The 21748-nt window shown below is 64.1% G+C and carries 18 protein-coding genes and 2 pseudogenes; 8 read left to right on the top strand and 12 right to left on the bottom strand.

What is annotated here, in order from left to right:
• Nucleotides 1–160 precede the first annotated feature (160 nt).
• Together B2363_RS10235 and B2363_RS10230 are read right to left on the bottom strand one after the other, a co-directional pair.
• Nucleotides 161–485: pseudogene (locus B2363_RS10235) on the bottom strand (transposase); the annotation flags it as partial.
• A gap of 61 nt (nt 486–546) precedes the next feature.
• On the bottom strand, nt 547–990 hold the full coding sequence (locus B2363_RS10230; protein ID WP_286929933.1) for a hypothetical protein: 444 nt from the start codon (nt 988–990) through the stop codon (nt 547–549).
• A gap of 997 nt (nt 991–1987) precedes the next feature.
• Between B2363_RS10230 and B2363_RS10225 the strand changes: the two genes are divergently transcribed.
• Together B2363_RS10225 and B2363_RS10220 are read left to right on the top strand one after the other, a co-directional pair.
• The gene (locus B2363_RS10225; RefSeq protein ID WP_286929932.1) at nt 1988–2209 is read left to right on the top strand and encodes a hypothetical protein; all 222 of its coding nucleotides are present in this window, start codon (nt 1988–1990) and stop codon (nt 2207–2209) included.
• Nucleotides 2210–2220: 11 nt separating this feature from the next.
• Nucleotides 2221–2703, top strand: coding sequence for a hypothetical protein (locus tag B2363_RS10220; protein ID WP_286929931.1), 483 nt, complete (start codon nt 2221–2223; stop codon nt 2701–2703).
• A gap of 259 nt (nt 2704–2962) precedes the next feature.
• Here B2363_RS10220 and B2363_RS16295 read toward each other — a convergent pair whose 3' ends face one another.
• Nucleotides 2963–3316, bottom strand: coding sequence for an RES domain-containing protein (locus B2363_RS16295; protein WP_376785939.1), 354 nt, complete (start codon nt 3314–3316; stop codon nt 2963–2965).
• Between the two features lie 346 nt (nt 3317–3662).
• Between B2363_RS16295 and B2363_RS10215 the strand changes: the two genes are divergently transcribed.
• Together B2363_RS10215 and B2363_RS10210 are read left to right on the top strand one after the other, a co-directional pair.
• Nucleotides 3663–4565 carry a hypothetical protein gene (locus B2363_RS10215; protein ID WP_286929930.1) on the top strand — a complete coding sequence of 301 codons (903 nt, stop codon included), beginning with the start codon at nt 3663–3665 and terminating at the stop codon, nt 4563–4565.
• A gap of 147 nt (nt 4566–4712) precedes the next feature.
• The gene (locus tag B2363_RS10210; RefSeq protein WP_286929929.1) at nt 4713–4964 is read left to right on the top strand and encodes a hypothetical protein; all 252 of its coding nucleotides are present in this window, start codon (nt 4713–4715) and stop codon (nt 4962–4964) included.
• 882 nt (nt 4965–5846) lie between these two features.
• Here the strand turns inward: B2363_RS10210 and B2363_RS10205 are convergent.
• The 5 genes and pseudogenes from B2363_RS10205 to B2363_RS10190 form a co-directional block, all read right to left on the bottom strand.
• Nucleotides 5847–6608, bottom strand: a pseudogene (locus tag B2363_RS10205) (IS3 family transposase); the annotation flags it as partial.
• Nucleotides 6609–6721: 113 nt separating this feature from the next.
• The gene (locus B2363_RS16290) at nt 6722–6895 is read right to left on the bottom strand and encodes a transposase (protein ID WP_376785938.1); all 174 of its coding nucleotides are present in this window, start codon (nt 6893–6895) and stop codon (nt 6722–6724) included.
• Between the two features lie 477 nt (nt 6896–7372).
• Nucleotides 7373–8002 (bottom strand): hypothetical protein, encoded by a 630-nt coding sequence (locus B2363_RS10200; protein ID WP_286929928.1) that lies wholly within the window; start codon nt 8000–8002, stop codon nt 7373–7375.
• A complete protein-coding gene (locus tag B2363_RS10195; protein ID WP_286929927.1) occupies nt 7984–13689 on the bottom strand; it encodes a polymorphic toxin-type HINT domain-containing protein in 5706 nt (1901 codons plus the stop codon). The genes B2363_RS10200 and B2363_RS10195 overlap by 19 nt, the downstream gene beginning before the upstream one ends.
• 45 nt (nt 13690–13734) lie before the next feature.
• Complete coding sequence (locus B2363_RS10190; protein ID WP_286929924.1) at nt 13735–14517, bottom strand: hypothetical protein; 783 nt, start codon at nt 14515–14517, stop codon at nt 13735–13737.
• A 321-nt stretch (nt 14518–14838) separates the two neighbouring features.
• On the opposite strand from B2363_RS10190, the gene B2363_RS10185 reads away from it, so the two are divergent.
• The 4 genes from B2363_RS10185 (at nt 14839) to B2363_RS10170 (ending at nt 17546) form a co-directional block, all read left to right on the top strand.
• A complete protein-coding gene (locus tag B2363_RS10185) occupies nt 14839–15261 on the top strand; it encodes a single-stranded DNA-binding protein (RefSeq protein ID WP_286929922.1) in 423 nt (140 codons plus the stop codon).
• Between the two features lie 107 nt (nt 15262–15368).
• Nucleotides 15369–15821 carry a hypothetical protein gene (locus B2363_RS10180; protein WP_376785937.1) on the top strand — a complete coding sequence of 151 codons (453 nt, stop codon included), beginning with the start codon at nt 15369–15371 and terminating at the stop codon, nt 15819–15821.
• 115 nt (nt 15822–15936) lie between these two features.
• Nucleotides 15937–16233, top strand: a complete 297-nt coding sequence (locus tag B2363_RS10175) for a hypothetical protein (RefSeq protein ID WP_286929920.1) — start codon at nt 15937–15939, stop codon at nt 16231–16233.
• On the top strand, nt 16233–17546 hold the full coding sequence (locus B2363_RS10170; protein ID WP_286929919.1) for a hypothetical protein: 1314 nt from the start codon (nt 16233–16235) through the stop codon (nt 17544–17546). Before B2363_RS10175 ends, B2363_RS10170 begins: the two co-directional genes overlap by 1 nt.
• 107 nt (nt 17547–17653) lie before the next feature.
• Here B2363_RS10170 and B2363_RS10165 read toward each other — a convergent pair whose 3' ends face one another.
• From B2363_RS10165 to B2363_RS10150, 4 genes are all read right to left on the bottom strand, one after another.
• Nucleotides 17654–19096, bottom strand: a complete 1443-nt coding sequence (locus tag B2363_RS10165; RefSeq protein WP_286929918.1) for an FRG domain-containing protein — start codon at nt 19094–19096, stop codon at nt 17654–17656.
• A gap of 121 nt (nt 19097–19217) precedes the next feature.
• Nucleotides 19218–20417, bottom strand: coding sequence for a tyrosine-type recombinase/integrase (locus B2363_RS10160; protein ID WP_286929917.1), 1200 nt, complete (start codon nt 20415–20417; stop codon nt 19218–19220).
• A gap of 6 nt (nt 20418–20423) precedes the next feature.
• Complete coding sequence (locus B2363_RS10155) at nt 20424–20654, bottom strand: helix-turn-helix transcriptional regulator (RefSeq protein ID WP_286930126.1); 231 nt, start codon at nt 20652–20654, stop codon at nt 20424–20426.
• Nucleotides 20655–21122: 468 nt separating this feature from the next.
• The gene (locus B2363_RS10150; RefSeq protein ID WP_286929916.1) at nt 21123–21692 is read right to left on the bottom strand and encodes a TetR/AcrR family transcriptional regulator; all 570 of its coding nucleotides are present in this window, start codon (nt 21690–21692) and stop codon (nt 21123–21125) included.
• Between the last annotated feature and the right edge of the window lie 56 nt (nt 21693–21748).

Here is a 21748-nt window from a genome sequence, read left to right as displayed (position 1 = left end):
ACCATCATCGTCGCTTCTTGCGGTTTGCCCAGTCACTGTAGTGCTGGTCAACCTTCCTCTTCTTCGAGTTGTCCCTCTTGATCCTGTTCTTACTCCAGCGCCTGCGACTCCTTTTGTTGCAGCCTTGACGGTCCTACTTCGCGTCGGCTTCTCGGTCGACGGGTACCCCGGCGTCGGCGAGCCTGTCGATCACCGGGTAGAGCCTTTTGGGCGCGGACAATCCTCACCCAGGAACTTCGCCGCCTGACGCACGATCACCAACTCGGTCTCGAGTTCACGGATCCTTCGTCGCGCGGCACGCAACTCTGCCGACTCACTCATGGACGTCCCAGAGATCTCACCCGGTCGATCCGATCCTGCCGGACCCACTTCGCCAACGTCACCGGGTGGATGCCCAGGTCGGCAGCAGTCTGTCTCTGTTCCTTGCCGGCCCGAACCAACGCGACAGCTCGCGCTCTGAACTCGGCGGGATACGCACGGGGCATGATGATCAGCCTTTCGAAGCGGCTGTCACTTAGCCACCAAAACTGGAGCCCTTCTGGTGGGTCAGGTCAAACTGTCACCAGTTCGTGCAGCAGTCCCCCGCACACCATCTTCGATTGCCAGTCCCGGCTTGCCTGCCCCGAGCTGCACGCTTACGAGGAGGCCAGGACCGTGATCAGTCCCCCACTGGGGGTCCTGAAGAGCAAACACTTCGAGGTCGGCACACCCCCGCGGGAGGTCCGGCAGGTATGCACTGTCGTGTTGGAGGTAGCCTCCGCTACCTTCGATCTCTGATCCGGCGCGAATCGCTCGTCCGCCGAAGTTCACCTCGAGTTCACCGTCGACCGAAGCCACCCTAGTCCCACTAGGCCACGCAATCACGACGCTCGTGGTTGGTGACGTCTCTAGGCCGAGGCAGTCATCACCTACCACGGCAACCCGGCCACTCTCAAGTGCTTCCATGCCGCCTTCCAGCGGTGCTGCGACCACAACCGTGACACCGTCCACGGCGACGACGCTAGGCCCCGAGACCGCATCTTTGCCCGCGCAGCTAGCCACGAGTGCGACAGCGCACAGCACCAGACCTCTAGACATCACTTCTTGCTCAACTTCACCGAAAGGTCTGCCAAGGTGCTGTAGAGCGGTGTGAACTGGTCGCGCTTCTTAGGCAGTATCCCTGTCGTGTGGAACCCGGAGTGCACACCGTATGCAGTTCCGCCCAAGAACCAGGGCCCACCACTGTCGCCGCCATCTGCTTTTCGGTTATGCATGTCAACCAAGCTGCAGTAGCTGTTCCGGCATGTCTGGAGAGACCGGACCTTGTCACACGTCTGGCCGCTCTTTCGGCCGTACTTGCAGAGCCTCTGATTCACAGACGGTGTCCCGAGGCCCTTAATCGCACGGTACTTTCCCTTCTTGTAGAACTCCGATCACCTCGATGCCCCCGAGCCTGCAGTCAGCGTCGTCGCAGCAGGCAGCCGACGTGCGTGGTCAACGTCAGCCAACTGTTCTTGACCGGTCTGCTCGATTGTGGCGAGATTGAATACTGGTCGGGAAGCACCGCCGGTTGCCGGGGACCGATTGCATCTCCACGAGACGTTCGGCAACCTGAAGCGCAACCGTCAGGCTCACTCCCACTTGAGCAATGGCAGAGTTTCGCTTCCTACACAGGCGTTTCCAATGTAGCGTGCGGCCCAAACTTCGAAACGAGGCGAGGGGGCCTGCAATGGGTTGGCGAAAAGTCCTGGGCGTCATGTTGGTGGGGGTGATTGTCGGCGCTGGCGGCTTCGCCACCGGAGCGTCCGCAGCCTCCAGTTCCGGCTGGGACACGTGGGTGCGGTTCTCGTCGAATAGCACCCCATTGTGCGGACAAACTCGAGTGAGCGTGAACGCGAACTCGACTGCGACTTATGGTCTCGCTCGAGCACATGAACGAGCGCTGGACCGATCCGGAACCACCTGCACGACCCTGCACGGTCGACCCGCGCAGTACATGCGGGTATACATGAGCGTCTTCCGAGAGAACATCAAGATCGGCGAAGACAACGCTTGGAACACATCAGGCGGAGCTGTCGCCACGATCGAGGGCGGGTTCACTGCCATCTCGGGCTATTGCTACCGAGCCAACGCGGTCGGTCGCCAGTGGAGCAGCGTCATCAACGGCTACTACGCGCCAGATGGTGAGCCAAGTCGTAGCGGATTCGACTGCAAGTACACTTCGACATGAGGAGCGATCGCATGAACAGCAAGATCCGAATGGCCGGCATTCTCACGGGTGCGTTCGTTGCCTTCGGAGTCGCGGGTTACACGTTCGCGGGTGCCACGGGCTCGGACGGTGACGCCCGGACCGGCAGTCGACCGGCCGAAGAAGTTACGGCGAGCAAAGGCCAGCTCGGTCAAGACCAGAAGGTCGAGGTCCGTGGGGACGGCTGGGCCAAGAGCTGGGTCATCGAACGCGGTTACACGGCCGATGGACGCACCTACGGCTCCCAGGAGGATCCCCAGTACGGCGTTCCGCTTCCTGATCTGGTCGCCACGTTGGCGACCAACGGCGAAGTGGGCTACACCTCGCTCAAGGAGTCAACCCGGGCTCTCGAATCGCTGGAGAAGAACCCTGATCCCGCGGGCATCGCCATCCCTGTCTACGCCAAGGACGGCGAGACGGTTGTCGGCGAGTACATCGTTGGAGGCCTCATCGACGTCAAGAAAAGCCAGGACTGACCAGACCAGCACAAATCCGAAGACCGCAGAGCCGGCGTGGCCAGTGGCTACGCCGGCTCTTGCTGTTCAGCCGGTGATCGCGACCCGGCGTCGGCCCACACCGTCCCAGCTGCTGCGCGAGATCCTGCTCACCACCGCCAACGATCCCGTGCGGGAGCCTGCCTGCCCTCTTCCTCTTCGAAGCCGACAACCCGGAGGTTCCGATGCGCCGGCTCTAGTCGAGGTCGGCGAGCGACTGGTAGAGGTCCTAATCGAAATTCTATGTGGACTGGACGGAGATCGCGCTCGGTGGGGTGTTGTGCTCGAACAAGGCCAACGTCACGCCGTCCCCAACAGCTGACGGCGCGAGCACGCCGTGAAGCTCCAGGAACCAAGCGGCATGGCCGACCTCCTGGCATGGGCCGTGCGCGCCGAGAAGGTCCGATGCCTCGAGTCCAAGACGGTCGCGCGTCTTCGGTCCAGTGAGGTCGAGGACCTCGATGTGCGAGAGCTCTATCGTGTGGAGAACGTGCGGTACACCTAGGAAACGTTGCACGTCGAGATGCTGAGTTGTCGCCGCTTGCTCGAGTTCTCGCATGCAAGCCTGGACCGGCTGAGCGAGGTGCGCCTGCAACTTCTCCGCATCACGTCACCTGGCCACGATCTGCTCCGGGCTCAACCTCTTCGCTGCAGCCACGTCGAACTCACATCGGTCCTCTCACCTGTCGAAAATTCTCCCAGGATCTGGACCAGAAAACGGGGGCCGCACAATGTCTTATGTCAGCCAGCTATTCTCTCCACTTCCAAAGCGCGGCGAGCCTTTTCAGCAAAGCCACTCTCCCAGACCACCGCCGACCCCAAACAGAGTTGCGCCCCCTAAAGGAGCTGCAAGAGCCGGACCTTCCTCATATGGACGCCCGTCTTCGATTGACACCAGACACGAGACAGAGCATGGTGACGCGCGTACAGAGGAGATGTCCATGAAACGGCTCATAGTGCTGGCGTCAGTTGCTTCCTTGTTCCTTATCCCGGCGGGTGCGGCCGCGCTGCCTACCGGGCTACCTTCGCCAGATGACGTGGTGGGCGAACTGGAGCCGAAGGACGACACGGTCGTCACGTCCATCCCAGACGGAGTCAGCCTGGAGGACATTCGAACCGCGGAGAGCAAGGAGAAGCTGACCACCGCGTTGCATGACGTCCTCGGATACGAGGCAGCGCTGCAGGCAGGTAGCGACCCTTCCACCGTGGTCCTCAACTGGAAGGGCGAAGTTCCCTCAAAACTCGCTGAACTACAGCAGAACCCTCCCGCGGGGACTGAACTGATCATCCGTAAGTCCAAGTACTCAGAAGATGAACTGGAAAAGGCTGGAGCCGCCCTCCTGCTCAACGCGCGGGCCAAGAATGGCGAGCCGTTAATCGCCTACGTCACTCCTGCCGAAGACTTCAGCGGCCTCAACGCAAGCGTTCGCGACGTAGCCGACGACACGCGGTCAACCGATCAACTGGAGTCTGACTTGGAACGGATCGCGGGGACTCCCGTCACGATTCGTAGCCGCCAAGCGTCAGTAACCGGCCTCGCCCGACAGAACGACAGCTCCCCGTGGTTCGGAGCTGGAATCATGCGCAAGGACAGCACGAACTCGACTTGTTCTCTGGGTGTCGCCGCAGTGACCTCAGGCGGATACGGCCGGCTCATTTCCGCCGCTCATTGCGACCCAGGCGGGAACGCCGCTTGGCGGACCGCAGCGGGCACCCTGATTACGTCGGGAGGCACCAACGTCACGGTACGTCACCCCTCGATCGACGCGATGCGAATCGATCCGGAGGGCGGAACCAGCCCGAAGGTCTGGTCCGGCAGCTACGGGAGTTCGAGTTCACGATGAATCACTGGCGCGGGGGGCAGCGCCGCTGGGGATGCACTTTGCACCGGAGGCGCAAACTCCGGCGACCACTGCAACGCGCTAGTGACTGAGACGGGAGCCCAAATTCTGTGCCCTGGCGACTCGTCGAGCATCTGTAATGGTCACATCGTGAAGCGTTCCGACAACTCCGCGACCAGCACGCACGGGGACAGCGGCGGGCCCGTCTATAGGGTCCGGGCAGACGGCTCGGCCGGAGTCCGAGGCATCATCTCCGCAGGCATCTACGACGTCGCGGCAGACAAGGTTTCATGCCCTTCGACTGCGTTCAGTCCGGGCGGGAACTGCTGGCGACGGACCTTCTTCATTCCGATCCAGAACATCACGGACTACTGGACCGACCTGGAAGTCGAACTGCATTAGCCCGCGTTTGTTTGGCCCCCACGCTGAGCGCCTGGCCTAACGTGGCCCCCAACGTCGTGGGGATCGGGTCTTCGAATCGGCCGCGCAGGTTCGTTCGCGAGAATCCCCGCTGGCGCTCACCTGATTCCGTCGGGTTCTACGGCTCCTCAACCCGGACGGAGACAGGGAGCCGATCATGACCGAACTTCACGAGGGCCTGCGCGCCTGGCCGCCAGGTAGCTTCCCGCTCGAGGCGGCCGTCGAGTTGCTGATTCGCGATGATCGGGCCGTCTACGCCGGAGCGCCGTGGCTGTGGCACGACGGCGACCTGGTCAGCGTCGACCACTGCCCGCCGAGACGGGCACGTGGTCCAGCGGCGACTCGCGGCGATCGCTGCTCTCGGCCGAGCACCCGGTGGATCTGAACGACGCGGTGTCCGGGCTCGACCAGCGGCCCCGCGACGCTCGTGCTGGCGGCGATCGCGCACGCCAACTGTTCACACGAGCACGGGGGATCGAGTTTGACGCACCGGGCAAGCCGTCCCGGATCGTCCGGCGCGACTCGCTGTCCCCGTGGCCGCCGGCACCGGCGTCAGCTGACGCCCAGTAGTCGCCTAGATCATCGGGGTTGAGCGCGGCGCGTGCCGGCAGGACCGTGGCCGGGTTCGGGTCGACGTTTAGCGGCACGAGCTCGTCCCGGCTGATCCATTCGAGCTGCGCTCCCCCACCGGCCGGGTCGTCGTCGACGTAGACGACCAGGGCTGACCTGTAGCCGGTTTCCCGGACGGTTCTGGTGTGTTGATCATGTCGCTTGTCGGGCGGCTGTGTGAAGTCGTTCGAACTCGACCGGGGATCGGTAGTCCAGGGCCGAGTGTCTCCGGACCGGGTTGTAGAACGCTTCGATCTACTCGAAGATCGCTTGGGCGAGTTCGGTTCGGGTGGTCCAGTAGCGACGATCGAGCAACTCGATCTGCTTCGAGCTCCAGGACGACTTCATGAGGGCGTTGGCGTAGGCGCAGGCGACCTTGCCCATCGAGCCGAGCAGGCCGGCCTCGCGGAGCCGGTGTCCGAAGAGCCACGACGTGTATTGACTGCCGCGGTCCGAGTGCAGGCTCGTGCCGGCCGGACGTCGGCGCAGTCGCGCCATCTCGAGCGCGTCGACGACCAGCTCAGTGCGCAGGTGGTCCGTGATCGACCAACCCACCACCCGACGGCTGAACACGTCGACCACGGCTGCGCAGTAGACCCATCCTTCGCTGCTGCGGTGCTGGGTGATGTCGGTGACCCAGAGCCGATCCGGAGCGTCAGCTAGGAACCGGCGCTCGACGTGGCCGGGCCAGACCGTCTCCGAACGCCGCTGATGACGCCACTTGCGCCGGTGAACTCCGGCCAACCCAAGACAGGACATCAGACGTGCCGCCCAGCGCCGGCCAACCTGATGAGACCGACCCAGGACGAACTCGGCGTGGACCCGTCGGACGCCGTAGGTCTGCCGGGTCGCTGTGTGGATATCGATGATCACGTCGAGCAAATACGCATCGGTGAGGTCGCGCCGTGACGGCGGCCGCCGCAGCCATTCGTAGTAGCGCGACGTCGACACGCCCAAAACTCGGCACGTCACCGCGACGGCGAAACCATCGGCGGCAAGCTCACGAACGAGCCGGACCCTATTTTGGCAGCACGTTCTCCCGCGCGAAGTAGGCCGACGCCCGCTTTAGGAGATCGATCTCCATCGCCTGCGTCCGGTTCTCACGCCGCAACCGGACCAACTCGGCCCGCTCATCGGTCGTCAGACCCTGCTTCTTGCTCGTCGATGTCGGCCTGGGCCACCCACCGGCGAAGCCCGGACTCGGCAATCCCCAAATCCCTCGCAATCCGCGCGATCGGCTTCTCCCGCAACCGGGCAAGCTCAACCGCCCGACGACGAAACTCCGGATCCTTCGGTGCTGGCATAGCGGACTCCTCTCCAAGACGATCATCGCCTCAGACTCGGTGTCCGGGAAACCGGTTACAGGTCAGTACCAAGCCAACTCCATCTGACGGACCGCCCTCTTGCACTATTTGCGCTTCTTCTTCATCCCGTCCAGATCAAACTACTCGGCGGATCAGACGGGTAGATCAGGGAGCTGTCGTTTCCGCCTCTCACCGGGTCTGGCGACGGAAAGTGCCCAGTCCGGGAGTTGTAGAATCGGCCACCCATCAGCGCAAGGCACCCGAGGGTGGTTTCCTGTGTCACGCTGATGGATCCCGAGCCATCTGTAGCGGCGGGAGTTCAACCCCGCCTTGGAGTGCGCTACTCCGTGGTCTCCCTGAGGCTGATTGCGGTGCCTGCATCTGTGGTTTGCGCTGCCTGTGTGGCCCACGCCAGCCGGTGGCGACGACCTGGCCAGCAGGCCGAAAGTCAAAGGCCTGTGCTGTCCTCAATGACAGTCACAGCTCAGGACGCTTCTCGCCGAATCGCGCGAGTGCAGCTTCATACCGCCCGCCCGACCTGACTCGGGTCACGTCATCGTATTTCCAGTCCGTAGGTCCATCTACCCAAACCCCCCGTGGATTGATGATCTGCATTGAGAAATCATGTTCTCTCAAGGCCAGGAGGTTTCCGACGATCGTCGGCTGATCCGGTTCACGTTCGAAGCAGACCACGAACAACTCCGAATGGGCAGCCGCAGCTTGCAATACGTCGGCAGTCGACGGTTCCTCGGGAAGCCTGAAGTCCACGGGGGGCCGGCCCAAAGCAGCCACAGCTCGCTCGATATAGCCTGCCTCGCGATCGTCTTCCACAGACACCACATCCGGGGTCCGCGCGACCTGGTAGGCGTCGAAGAAGACAGCTTCGTTTAACTCTTGGACAGCGAACCACTGTTTAGAGACGCTCACCACGTAACCAAATAGAGTATCTGGATACCATTCGTCCTGTCGGTCGATTCGGACCGGATACTGAGCGCGCTCAGCATCGAGAAGATCATTCAGGGGCGTGGACATAGTCACCTTCTCCTCGGTGCGTAGGCGCCCGTTACCTTTGACACGCATCATTAAGCTCAATTCACGCACCACCATGCGCGAATGCACTGCTTCTGGCGCTTGTTCTTGTTATTGCTTCGCTTCTGATCAGCCTGCCGACGACTGCCTCCTTCTTGGTGCCTCCCCTTCTTAACCTTCCCTCCCCTTCCCGCTCCGGGGGCATGGCCGTGGACAGGACAGGCCTGCGAGTTGTGAACGAGAACCGATTCGTCGCCAACCATAACGAAATACGTGTGGAGGCGGGAGACAGTCAAGTTGTGCACCACAGCGACCCGAGCCGTACCAGACAGAGCCGTGACCTCCACAGCGCGTCCATCAGCACTCAACATTGAGTCACGGATCCTGATATCGGCCGCATCGACCCAGCCTCTTCCGAGAATCCAGAATGGATGCCCGCTCGTTGCGGTAATCCACTCCGTCACACCGTCGCCGTCCGGATCGCTTCCGATACGAACGAGAGTTTTCACCCCATCGCCCACGATAAGATCTGTGACTTCCTCGCTAGCTTTCTCGCCCGTCTCCGGGTCGGAAGCCAACACGACGTCGCCGACAGCGATCTCTTCGATTTCCTTGGTCGATCCGTCCGCCATCAGCACGGGGGTGCTAGGCAGGAAACTGTTCCTACAGGCCTTCTTGACCTTCTTGTACGTCTTGTAGATCTTGTATCCGCGGTACACAGCGTATGCGATACACCAGGGGCAAGCACCGGAGATGTCGCTCTCGTTTACAGGATCGACGGGGTAGGTGTAGGTGTTGTCGTTGCCGCCGGCGACGGGGTCGCGGGAGAGGAATAGTCCGGTCGTTGGGTTGTAGAGGCGGACTCCCATGAGAATCAAACCGCCAACGCTGTCGCTCGAGCGCTGCTTGGTTCCGAGCCACCCGTACTGGCCGCCGAGTCCGATGGCGTCCTCACGATTAATGCCGTACTCGGTGGACTCGCTGTAGCCGGTCAGGCCCGAAGTCGCGGCTGCGAGATCAACCCTGGCAACGATATCCTCGTGCAGGTTGGAGATCTGGAGCTCGGTAGTGCCGTCCTCGCTGGCGGTGATTGCCAAGTCTCCGTCGACACCCTCGACGTTGCGGGTCCAGGACTCCTCCCAGACTGTGCCGGCGTCTGGTCGGGTCTTGGTCGCGACCCAGGACGGGTTGTCGCTGGAGTCGTCGTAGTGGTTGACGGCCTCGCGGACGCCGACCCCGTCGACGTTGTCGGCAATCGTCCCGATTCGTCCGGACGCGTCCAGTCCGTAGGTCTTGGACTTAGTGACATTGCCGCTGGCGTCGGGAACGGTTTGGGTAAGCTTCGCGACCATGTCGTTGGCGTGGTACGCGGCTGTGAGGTTGCTGCCGTCCGGAGCCTCTGTGTCGACAGCCGGGACGGTCCGAGTCCTACCCAGCGCGTCGTAGGCGTCGAGGTAGCCGGGGTTGGCGATCCGGTCGGCTTGGTCGAACGACGAGGTGCTGGTCGTGCCACCGCTGGTGGTGCACGTTCCGTCAGCGCCGGGTCCGCTGGTGGTCAGCGCACTGCGGTTGGAGTCCAGGCTGAGTTGGTAGGCGCGCGTCGTACAGCCGTCGACGGTGGTGTCCTGGACTCTGGTGAGTCGGTCGCGGTCGTCGTAGGTATAGGTCTGTGACGAGCCGGGTGAGGAAGCTTGGCGGACCTTCCCGTCGGCGTCGACGGTCTGACTGAACGCTGCCAGGTCGATCTCGTTGGCGTCGGTCCACGCCAGCGCGGTCTCGGTTCCGGCCGGGTCGTAGCTGCGGACTGAGGTGATCCCGCCTGGGTAGACGGTCTTGGTGGTGTTGCCGTCAGCGTTGTAGGCGGCGGTGATCTCGTCCGGGCCGGAGGCGAGATCGACGTCGAGCTTGGTTACCAGGCCGCGCTTCTCGACGTCACCGTTGGCGTCAGTGCCGTCGTAGGTGTAGGTGTAGGTGCCCTTGTCGTTCTTCTTGGTCTTGACCCGACCGGCGGCATCGTAGGTCGTCTCCGCCGTGTTTCCGGCGCCGTCGGTCTGGCTGGTGACCCGTCCCCATGCGTCGTAGCCGGTGGTCTGGGTCTGCGAGCCGTTTGTGACGGTGGTAGGCAGGCCAGTCGAGGTCGAGTAGGCGTGCGTGGTCGCGGCCACTGGCTGGTCCCCAGCTGGAGCGCCGGTGACGGTGGTCGACTCGGTGATCTTGCGGCCGGCGGTGTCGTAGCCGGTCACCTCGATCCGGCTCATCGAGCCGGATGCCTCGACCACGCGTGTGGGGTTGAGCAGATAGTCGTAGCCGGTCGTCTTTTCGACCGGGATCGGCTCGCCGCTGGCGGGTTGAGTGGCCGGGCCGGTCTGGCAGACAAGCCCTGCCCACTGGTCCTTGTCGCGGCAGGTCGCGACCGACGCCGAGTCGTCGGCGGTGTAGTAGGTGGTGACAGTGGTGCGGACCTGGCGGTCGCTACCGCTGGCGGCGACGCCTTCGGGGGTCGTGCTCGCGATCAGCAGACCGTCGGCGTTGTAGCGGGTCTGGGTGGTGGACCAGCCCGATCCGAGCTCGGTGGAGGTCTGGGTCGCGTTACCGGTGGCCCAGCCGTCGCCGTCGCCGGTCTCGATCGGGTCGTAGCGGTAGCGGGTGCGGGTGATGTCGTAGGTGGTGCCTTCGGCGTCGATGACGCCGCCGCGTTCCTCGACCGGCAGGTTCAGTGCCGGCGCGTCGGGTTCGGGGGTCGGCCGACCGGGGGCGGGGACGTTCTCGGCCGCGGCTTCGTCGTCGTAGACGGTCTCGGAGTAGTCTCGCGCGGCGATCACGTCACCGTTCTTTAGCATGACCGTCCGGGTCGGCCCGGTGGTCGACTCGGCCCGGGTTCCATCGGCATTGTAGGTGGTGATCGTGGCGAGCGTGTTCGCGACCTCGGCCGATTCTGACGCTTCCGTGCTGGAGGCGATGGCCTGGTTGCGGTTGCCCTCGTCGAGCGCCCAGACTACGTTGCCCTTGGCGTCGTAGGTGGCGGTGTCGAGCTGCCAGTCCCCTGCGCCGTAGGTGGCGGTGTTGGTGGTGCGGCCTTCGGTGTCCCAATAGGAGATCGTGCCGTCGGACGGAGCCGGGCTCGCGGGCGCGTCAGGGCCGTACACGGTCGCTGCAGCCACCGGCGGGTTGGTCTGACCCCACTTTGCCACCCCTCCGACGGTGACGTCCGGCAGGTCGGTGCCGCTGAGCGGTGTCGTGTAGTCGACCGTCCAGGTGGCGTCGTCGGACCCGGTCGTCTGGGCGCGCTTGACCGTGGTCAGTTTGCCCTTGTTGTCTTCGGAGGTGTCGTAGGTGAAGCGCCACGGTGTCAGACCGGGCACAGTGATCTTGGTGATCTTCGTCTTCGAGCCGATGGTGTCGTACTCGTACTCGGTCTTCATCGAGGCGTCGAGGCGCGGGTCGCTCATCGAAGCCAGCCGGCCGTTCGTGTACGTGTAGTCGGCGACGGTGATGGTCTTCATCTGGTCCGTGGTGTTCGACGGTGTGCCATCGCTGGTGGGGACGGGATCCCAGATCTTCAGGTCGATCCGGGTCAGGAGGTTGTCGGTGTCGTATTCCAAGACCAGCGCACGGCAACCGGGCGTCTGTGACGTGGGGCTGCAGTTGACGCCGGTGGGCGCGGCCGCATAGATGGCCTTCACGCGTCCGTCATCGTGGTGGTCGTACTTGGTAGACCCGGTCTCGAAGGGCTCCTGGACTTCGTCGATGACCCAGTTACCCGAGCCCACATGCTTCCAGGTGGTCTCGGTGCCGTCTTCTTGGGACAACGTGAGCTTCTTGACGCCGGAGTCGCTGTAGAGCTCCAGGACATCATTGTCCGTGCTCGTCTCGGCGTCACCAAGGTAGTAGCCGGCGAGCTGGGCGGCCGCCTCGTCGTCCTCATGCACATAGGTCGCCGAGGACCCGTCCGGGGACACCAGCGTGATCGCGGCTTCGTTGGCGGTGTGGTCGACGACCTCCAGCGAAGCCTCTCCTGCTTCTGGGCCGGCGAGGTCGGCCACCCAGCCGGGGCCGAACACCGACGCGGCCGGGGAGGTAGCGCCAGCGAAGGACCGATGCGAGCGGCCGATCGTCAGATCGCCCCCGAAGCCCGGGACGGACACATCAGTCTGGTCCAGCGAGTACTCGCCCGTCGACAGGGCCAGCGTGCCGGGCCCGAACGACTCAGTCGGGAAGCTCGACCCGAACGCGGCCGGCACCAGCGTCACCTGACGCGACGGCGTGCACTTGGAGATGCCATCGAACTCAAAGCACACGCGCATGTGCCGCACCGCGGGTGCGTCGATACCATTCTCGGCACCCATGTCCCACGTCATCGACGGAGTCAGACTCGTCTCGAAGTCAGACGTGGACACCGACACGCTCCCGCTCGAATTGGCTCCACTGACCTTCGTCGCCGTCACCCAAGACACAGTGTCGTCACCGGGTGCCCGGTACTCGATGTGCGCACCCGAAGCTCCACCAGGGCCTTCAGCGGTGACCAACGTGGACGAACTGGTGCGCTCGCCCTGGACCGGGGTGATTGTCGCGCCCGCGCCGGTACCGAACCCAAACACGCTCGCTGCCGACGGGTTGCCCGCGATGTCGGTCGCGATGAACTTCAGACCCAGGACTCCATCGTTGGCGATCGACATCACCGGGGTCGTGGCCACGCCCGAGGCGTTCGCCGCCAGTGCGGTCTGCGGCTGCTTGTTACGCGTCCAAGTGATCGTCTTTGCGCCCGCCGACGTCACCGTGCAGCTGGTCGACTCGGCCGGCCGCGTGTCATACCACTGACCCGAGGCGACACCTCCGGTGCAGGTCACCGTCGGGGTCGGCGGAGCGACCGTGTCCACGACCAGCGGAACCGCCTTGTACGACGCCGAGTCGGCATGTCCGTCGTTCGCGTAGACCCGCAACTGATAGCTGCCATTGGCCAGCGTCGGCAACTCCTTGACCACCGTGCCACCGGACGCCACATACGCGGACAGCTGGTCCGCGCCGACCTGGGTGCTGCCCTGGAAGATCTTGATCTTCGAACGGACCGTGCCCCGGTCAGGGTCCGCGACGGTGACCGAGACTCGCGGCTTGGCAGTCCGGGCGTACAGGGTTCCGCCGCTGGACGTGGAGTTCGCGACCGTAACCGCCGCCGGCGTCGCCGGAGGCCGGTTGTACGTGACCGTGATTCGCGGGATCAGGGACTCACCGCCGGTGTAGTGCGCCGAACGGAACTTGCGCCACGACCTGTTGTCCGTCTCGTTATCGGCCGTGATCCGCACACCGTGGTTCGCGGCACCGGCCGCCCACGACTTGGCGATGTTAGTGACATTGACGTAGTCGTGCGACTGGGCCGAACAACCTGACGGTCCGCCCTTGGACGCCAAAGTCGCCGATGCTTGGTCGTCGTTGGTCACCGTCGGCTGGTTCGCCCAGCTCAGCGTCGTCCCCGACCACGTCTGCGTGATCCGCTTGACGCGGAACAACGCCGACCCGCACACCTCCGAAACTGACGTCCACAACCGCAGCTGGGCACTCAAGATCTGCTTGCCCGCAAACTGCGACGACGAGAACCGCGCCCACGACCGCGCCCGATACGTCCCCCCGTTGTAGGTACCGACCCGCAGGAACGGATCATTCAGCACCGCGTTCGGGTAGTTGGTGGTCTGCACCCAAGCACTACTGCCCGCCTGCACCACGAACGTCGGATCAACCGTCACCGGATACTCCGTGGCCGGGTCGCTCAACATCTCAGCATCAGGCGTCAACACCAGAGTCGAGTCGGCGCCCTCCTACTCGACCTCGACCCCCACCGGAGCCACATTCGCCGGATCCCCGGCAGCAGTCTCGGTCGAATCCCACATCACCGGCGGCACAGCCGTGACAAGCGTTTCCTTGCCGTCCACCACAGCCAGAGACTGATCCTTCTTGACCTGCAGCTCCGCATCGCCCAACTGAACCGGGATCGGGATCTGCAGATCCTCCGTCGGCTGCTCACGCAGGACAATCGAGTGACTGAAACCCGTCCGCAGTGCGGTGACCACCAAGTCGCCGTTCTCCACCACATCCGGGTAGGTCAGCGTCGCACCATCCACCGTCGGCTCCGGCAGATCCGTGGGCCACTGCCACTTCAGATCCTGACCCTCGACGTCAGACAGCTCGACAAAAGTCGCGTCCCCACCGGACGAGAACACAGCATCGACCGGGGCGGCCTTGGGAGACCAACCATCCTCAGTCTCGACCAGCGTCAGATCAATCCGCTCCCACGAGCCGTCCTCATCCTCGGTCCAGACCGGCTCGGCGAACGAATCGGTCGTAAACGACCCATCCGGATTCGCCAACGTCCGTGTCGAAGCGGTCCGCTCCGACAACACCTCGACCTGCTCGTCCGACGCCCGAGCAGTCGAAGACGCCGAGACCGCATCCGGGCGATCCACCGAACCGTCGCCATCAGAATCTCGCGCGGTCTGCGGTTCGACGGCGTCCGGCGCGGGAGCTTCCTCAGCTACGGCGCTCGGTGCCGCTGCGATACCTACCACCAAGGCCGTCGCGCTCGCGGCGACCAGCGTCGCCAAGACCGAGGGCCTGACATCTAAGCCAGACCGCGTCGCGTGAACCCGCATCGTTACTCCCCGAGATCGTCTGCATACATCGGATGTCACACGAGCCACAAGAGCAACAGCCGTTTCTTGGGAGAACCTTAGGCGACGGCGACGGATCTGACAAATGCGGTGGTCCGTCTTGGTCACCCGTCGCTCGGGATCAGAACGGTGAGGCGGCACGTCGGGCAGCGCCGGACATGACGCCTGTTTCGATCACAGCTCTTCTGGTGCACGTCGCGCACCTGACCGATGAGACCGACACGGGCCGGCCGACACAGCGACCAGGAGTGCAATATGACGATTCCCACCCAAGTGAGCCTGCACGGCTTCATCGCGACCCCACCCGACCTCAGCTTTACCGGCACCGGCGCGGCGCGGTTCTACGCGCGAGTCGGCGTCGAGCAGTTCCGCAAGGAAGCCGACGGGACGTTCACCAAGCTGGAGCCCACGTTCGCCGACCTGGTGATGTTCAACAAGACCGCCGAACGCGCCTACTCGCGGTTCCGCGTGGGCGACCAGCTCGTCGCCTCCGGCTACGTCCACCAGTACGAGCGAGACAAGGACAGCCGCACCGTTGAGCAGTTCGTGGCCCGTCGCATCGGACATGACTGCGCCCGCACCCGGTACAGCGTCGATCGCTCCCCCACCCACCAGCCCGACCCGCCGGCTGATCAGATGGCCGTCACCGATTCCCCGGCGCCGGCCATGGGGCTCTGACGGCCATGAGCGCCGCACACGACTACGTCGACCAAGAACCGCTCTTCACCGACGGCGAGTTCGACGACCCACCGCTCCAGACCACCACCTCCTTCGACGACGCACTGGTGAGGCCGCTGAACTGGAACCTGCTCACCGCGGACGAAGCCGAAGCCGAATGGCTCAACCTCAACGCGTGGGTCAACTGGCTCCGGCACACCTACGGGCTGCCCCCGACCGTCGTGCCCCCGTTCTGGCATCGTCACGACGAGCTCGTCTGGGAGCTGTCGGCGCTGCACCAGCACTGGCTGAACTCCTACGATCCGGACGGCTCGCCCTCAGGCCCCTTGGCATGGCACCGCGACTTCGCCGACGCGCGCAACCGGCTTCGCGAATGGGTATCGACCTGCGGCACCAAGCTCGACCGCGACAGGCCCACCCGCCAGACCGTGTGGCCCGGCGAACCGGCGACCGTCACCGCAATCGAATCCGTGGTCGAGGACCGCGACGCCGACTTCGTCCAGTTCGTCCTCGACGACGTCGAAACCCGACGCCACGTGGAACTCGGCGGCCGGACCTGACCATCCCCCGCGCCAACGGCGTCGGGTTCTCCACAGATCCAGGACGCAGCCGACTCCACCCGGGCGTCACGAACACACGGTGGTCTCACGACCGCGACGGAAGGACTCCCTGCTCATGCTGCTCGCTCACGCTCTCGCCCTCGCCGAGGCCCGTTCAGCCATCGCCTCCCTGGCCGACCGCGCCCATACGCGCGATGCGTCCCTCGAGTACGAACGCGCCCTCCTGCAGCTCGACTGGACCCACCACGACGTCACACCAGGCATCACCCCCGCGCTGGACGACTCCCGCGACGTCCTCCTCGGGATCGCCGAGACCGCGATCGACCTGCTCGTGTCCTTCGGTGTTGATGCCCTCGAGCTCGAGCTTGTCCTGTCCATGCTCGACGCCGCCCGCGCGAAGGACGACGGCTGATGTACGGGGAGAACACCCGCGTGATCCGCGAGCAACTCGCCATCCTGCTGCGCCAACACCGCATCCAGCACCGGATCGGCGGCCCCGGCATCCCCACCCTGCCGGTCACCACTACCCCGGCGGAGCGGCGACTGCTCGGACTTCAGCTCGGCCGATACCGCCACGCCGTGCTCGTCTGGGCGCTCGAAGCCGTGCGGGCCATCGACCCCAGTCCTCACATCCCCCTCACGGAACGACGTGACCGATCACCAGCGACCGAACTGCAGATGCGACTGGATGAGTGGGTGCGTTCGTCGATGCGCCGACCCACGATCGAGGAACTGAACAGTCCACAGAGGTACTCGATGCTTGCCGCGTGGCAGGCGGCCGCGCGTGCCGCGAGCCTCGGTGAGCACGACTTCGGCGCCGGCGTCAGTTTCAGCACCTTGCGCGGCGACCAAGTACGAACCGTCCTGCAAGACGCGGCGACGGTCACCCGCGCTCTAGTTGTCCTGGATCAGCGATACGCGAACACTCCAGGCTGGCCACAGTTAGGCCATGCGCTCCGCGTGGAAGAAGCCGCCGAGCGGTGCATCGAGTTCGCTGAGTCCCACGGGACCGACCACAGCGTCGACCTCCGTGGCTGGCGGCCGAGGTTGAAGCTGATAGAGGAACCGGCACCTGCTGGCCTCGCCGGTGTCGTCCACGCGCACCACAACTTGCTGGTCTCCCTCAGTTCGATCCCCGATGCCCGCGACCTGCGCCGGATCGTCGCGTCCCAGCTGATCGTCTCCAGAACAATCGGTGGCCTCGCGACGGAGGACACCACCCTCCGCGAGGCGTGGCTGGACCGCGAGCGGAAGTACGAACGCCTCCAGCGCTGGACGAGAGATCTCTCCGGGCAGGCAGGCCACGGCGCACCCGCTGTACCCCACGCGTTCCTCGCCGCTACCCGAGCCAAACAGTTGACCTGCAAGGACCTGCACAACGATCCGCAACTACAGCGGCTCTTGGCGCTGTCGAGACACATCGACGACCGCATCGGCCGAATCATCGAAGCAGGAACACGCGAAAGACTCTTTTTCGAACGCGTACCGCTGCCGGAGATGGAAAGCCGATCCGCTGCGCTCGTCAAGGTTCAAGCGGCTGAGTACATCCCCGTCCGTTCAACCGCCGCAGCCGGGCTCGTGGCCTTCGCGCAGGAACATCTTCGAGCTCCGAGGCGATCTGATGATCGCTCAACCGATTCGCAACAGAGCCGAACTCGACTCGATGCAGCACTCCGTTCGCGCCCCTCGGACGACGGACAAGGTCCCGTCGCACCAGCAGTCTGATCACATGCGCTCGATCCGCCTTATGGGTGGCCCACTCCGCCCACGATGACGTGCAGCAGTGCGCAGGCGCTTCCAGTCGAACTGAGGGTCGGCGCAGCCGCGACCCACTATGTGCGTTCTCCGATCCAATCCGAACGAGTCTGGAGTCGGTTACTCATGCCTTGAATGTCTGGATAGATCAGGGACGACGAGAAGCCATAGGTCCGCTCAAGCATCTCCCGAATCTCTTCCTTGGCACTCGCTGCGATCCGGAAACTGAAGATCGGCGCCAAGTTCGCTTTGATTGGTCGTGGACGGCTATGCGGATGGACGGGCCTCGCGTAGACGGACATTGAAGCGGCGACGTCGACGGGACTGAACTGTCGACCGTTGGGGTTGAGGAATAGCCGCATAGTTTTCTTCGTGAGCATCGGGACACCCTCGAGCAGGAAGGCGGCGTTCTGAGCCGCGATTCGCGCGTCGTATGCGGGCGGGATCCAGATGCGTCGCCTGGAACCCGTCCCCCAAGCGGCAGAGACTCGATCCTCGGGCGAGTTGTACGCCCAGAACGGATATCGACTGCCAGCGAGGACTTCACTAATTACGGGCGGGTCTGTCGGCCTGTCGCGGCTTTCGAGGACTGGGCCCGTCGCTAGCGCGAATAGTCGCGCATCCGAGTCGTCCGCCGTTCCAGCCTCAACTGCGAACCACGCCGCGATGAGAGGATTTCGAGTCACGTCCAAGAGCCTGCTCGGTCCACCTTGGTGCTGCAGGCGCGCGAACAGCTCAAGTGCAGATGTGTCTGACATTCGCCATTCAACGGCCTTGTCAAGAATCGCGAGCTCAGCAGCGAGCATGTCGGCCTCATCGGGAAACCGCTGCACGGCGGGTTCGCCTGGGGAGGTCGGCGCCACCGTCAACCCATAGTGAGTCATGAGCTTTCGATAGAGGCTGCTGTGGAGACCCCACTCGGCATTCTGTTGGCCGCGCCAGACGAAGGTGAGCTCTCGCCGCGCAGCAGCGAGGGCCTGGACCGAGTTCGTCAATTCAGCGAAGGAATTGATCACAAGCTCGTAAGCAGCGAAGAAGCTGCCCGGGCCTTCGAAGTCAGGGGAAAAGCTGCCGACAGAGGCAATCGTCCGGTCATGTGGCGCCTCCGGAGACTTTGGTTCGTCCTCCGGGGCGTCGATCTCGGGGGCTCGCGATCGTTCCAATGCGAACAGAAGTGCGGGGTCTGTCGGATTCGCACGCGCGACTCCCCTCCTCGCAGCCAACCTGAGAGTCTCGGAAACGTCCGGGCTCAGGACTGCGCTCCGCGCGGCGTCCGCGAGCGCAGCATCGACCGCCCTCGTCGCCGCGGAGGTAGGCCGCCCGGTCAGACCCGCGAGCACACCAGCCCCAAGATCCTGGCGCCGAGCGGCGTGATCGATGGCCTCCAAAACGTCCGGACTCTGCACCGCCTCCCGAGCGGCATCCGCGAGCGCAGCATCGAGCGGCTGGCTCTTGTCGGGTTCTAGACCTTCATTCGAGTCGCGACTCTCGTCCGGGGCTCCTGGGTCGTCCGAATCCATCCCGAGAGGTTATCGACTCCGGTAGGTAACCGGTGCCGAATCAACCCCGTGCCGACCAAACTGTTGGCGAACCATCCGTCACAGGAGCAGGCGCGTCATTCCACAGCCTTAGACCCAATGTTCATGCGCCGTCCCACTGATCAGGACGGGGCGCCAACGCCTCAAGGATTTCTGCCGTGACGGGGTCGACCATCTCGTCCGGCTCGATGTAGTGCGCCTTCGTGATCTTCGATGACGTGTGTCCCAGCATCTCGGCCGCCAGTTCCGCCCCGGAGGCGCGATCCAAAGTTGTCGCCACGGTCCTTCGAAACGCGTGTGGAGAGACACCAGGCAGACCAGCGTCGTCCAAGACCATGCGCAACCGCCGACGGACATTGTTCGTCGTGAGCGGCGTGCCGTTGCGTGTGAAGAACAGGAGGTGTTCAGGCTCCTCATCGGCTATGACGACAAGTCGCTGTCGGATCGCTTCGGTAGCGAAGCTGGGCACGTGGACCACTCGCGTGGACTGGAACGTCTTGGTCTGGGGCTGACGGTAGGTCGCCTCTCCCTTGGGCGAGACGATCGTGCCGCAGATCCTCACGGTCGCCGGTCTAATGGTGACGTTGACGTCGCACTTGCGGATCGCGAGCACCTCGCCAATACGGGCCGAGGTGCCGAGCATGACCTCAATGATCAGCTCCAGTTGCCCGTCCGGTCTCGGCCCGTTCCACCCGGTGCCACGTCGCCATTCGCGTGCAGCGCGGCGGATTGCTTCGACCTGGTCGAACGTCAGCGCCATGGCCTTCGACGGCGGCTTGTGCAGCGGCGCAATGTCCCGCACAGGGTTGGATCGCAGAGCGCCGTAGCGAACGGCCAGACCGAGTGCCAGACCCATCACGGTGCGGGCCTGCTTGGCGTAGCTGTAGCTCTTGGTCGATGCGAGCGTCTTGATGAAGCGATCGACCCGACGGACGGTGATCTCGCGGAGTGTGAGGTGTTCGAACGTTGGGAGGACCAGGTTGCGGATGTTCCGCTCGTACAGTTGGCGGGTGTTCCTGGCGAGCCGGTTCTCCAGGTCGAGATCCTCAAGCCAGACCTCGACGAGATGGCCGAACAGGCTGTCCGGAGTCAGCTCGTCGCCGTCGGTGGCGAGCTCGAGGCGTTCGACGAACTTGTGCTTCAGCCGCCGTTCGGCCTTGGCGGACGTGTCGCCTCTGGCCTCGATCCGACGCAGCCGTCCGTCCTCGTCACGGAATCGTGCGCGCGCACGGACCATGCCGCTGGCGAGTGTGGTGAACTCGATGACGCCGAAGGTGCCGATCTCGATCCTGGGCTTAGCCATGACCGATCACGCCCTCTGTGAGTCCCCAGGTGCTGAGGCTTCGCGCTGGGCGTCGACCCAAGCAGCGACGTCGGAGACTGCGAACTTGAGATGTCGCCCCACGCGAAGGCCTCGGGGCCCGTGGCCGGTCAGGCGCCAGTCGTAGATAGTCCGAACCGGGATGCCGAGGTACTCGGACAGTTCGTCCACGCTGATCAAGGGCTCGAGCCCGCTGAGAGCTGGTGATGGAGTGTTCATGTCCATCAGGTGAGCAACTTCTCCCAGGCGGCCCGTCATCACTCGGTGCGAGTCGGTGCCGTCTGTGAGAAGCACCAGCAAATCGGCCTTCAGAGAGGCCAATGTGGAGGGCAAGTGGAGGGTTGATCAAGTCTCAAAACTTTCAGGCCCGGAAATCCACTGGATTTCCGGGCCTGATTGGTAGCGGGGGCAGGATTTGAACCTGCGACCTCTGGGACGATCTGGTCCGTTTTCCGCTACTTCGGAATGTCTTTGGTCAGCTCCGGTTGACTCGATCTACACGGAGATCGGTTGATCACCGACGTCGCCACTTTACCTGTTGGTGCCGGTCATCTCGGCCTCGCTCGCTCCGTAGGTGATGGGATTTCGATGGGCGCTCGCGGCCGGACGTTCGCGGCTCTTCGCAGTTGAGGGTGTAACGACCGCGAGACGACGTCGCGCGAGGGAGCGCCGTTGCGCATTGTCGCCTCAGGTCACGTGGGCGGGAAAGAGTCGCCGAACTGCGGCTTCGATGGCTTGGCGTCGCGACGCCAGGAATGCGTCACGGTCGACGCCGGGTGGCACGAGGTCGCCTTGTCCTGCCCATGAGGTGGCCAGCTGACTCACAAACATCAAGACGTCGGTGGCCTCCCACTGCCGTTCAAGGACGCCAGCATCCTGGGCGCCCTGAAGTTGCTCGATCTTGCCTTCGACGATTCGCTGGAACGGGTCGTCGTCCGCACTGGCCGTCATCTCGAGTTGGCCCCACTGCATGAGACGCAGTCGTTGAGGATGTTTGATCGCGTAGTCGTGAAGCCGCACGGCGTAACCAGGCAGGTCGGACGGGTCTAGCGGCACCGCGGTGGCCATCGCTTCGAGCTCGCGGGCTGCGACAAACCGGTACAGCTCCTCCTTGCCACGGAAGTGGGCGTAGACCCGCTCCTTGCTCGTGCGAGCCGTCTTCGCGATGCGCTCGACGCGTGCGCCGGCGATGCCGTGCTCGGCGAACTCGGCTGTAGCGGCCGCGATGATCCGGTCCCGGGTCGAGTCGCTGTCCATGCTCAAAGGATACGAACCAAACCGTCTGGTTTGGGAATGCACGCAGCGGGGCGTAG

Origin of the sequence: Aeromicrobium sp. UBA7512 (assembly GCF_002476985.1) — a bacterium.
Taxonomy (GTDB): domain Bacteria; phylum Actinomycetota; class Actinomycetes; order Propionibacteriales; family Nocardioidaceae; genus Aeromicrobium; species Aeromicrobium phoceense.
This window is presented reverse-complemented; position numbering and strand designations above follow the sequence as displayed.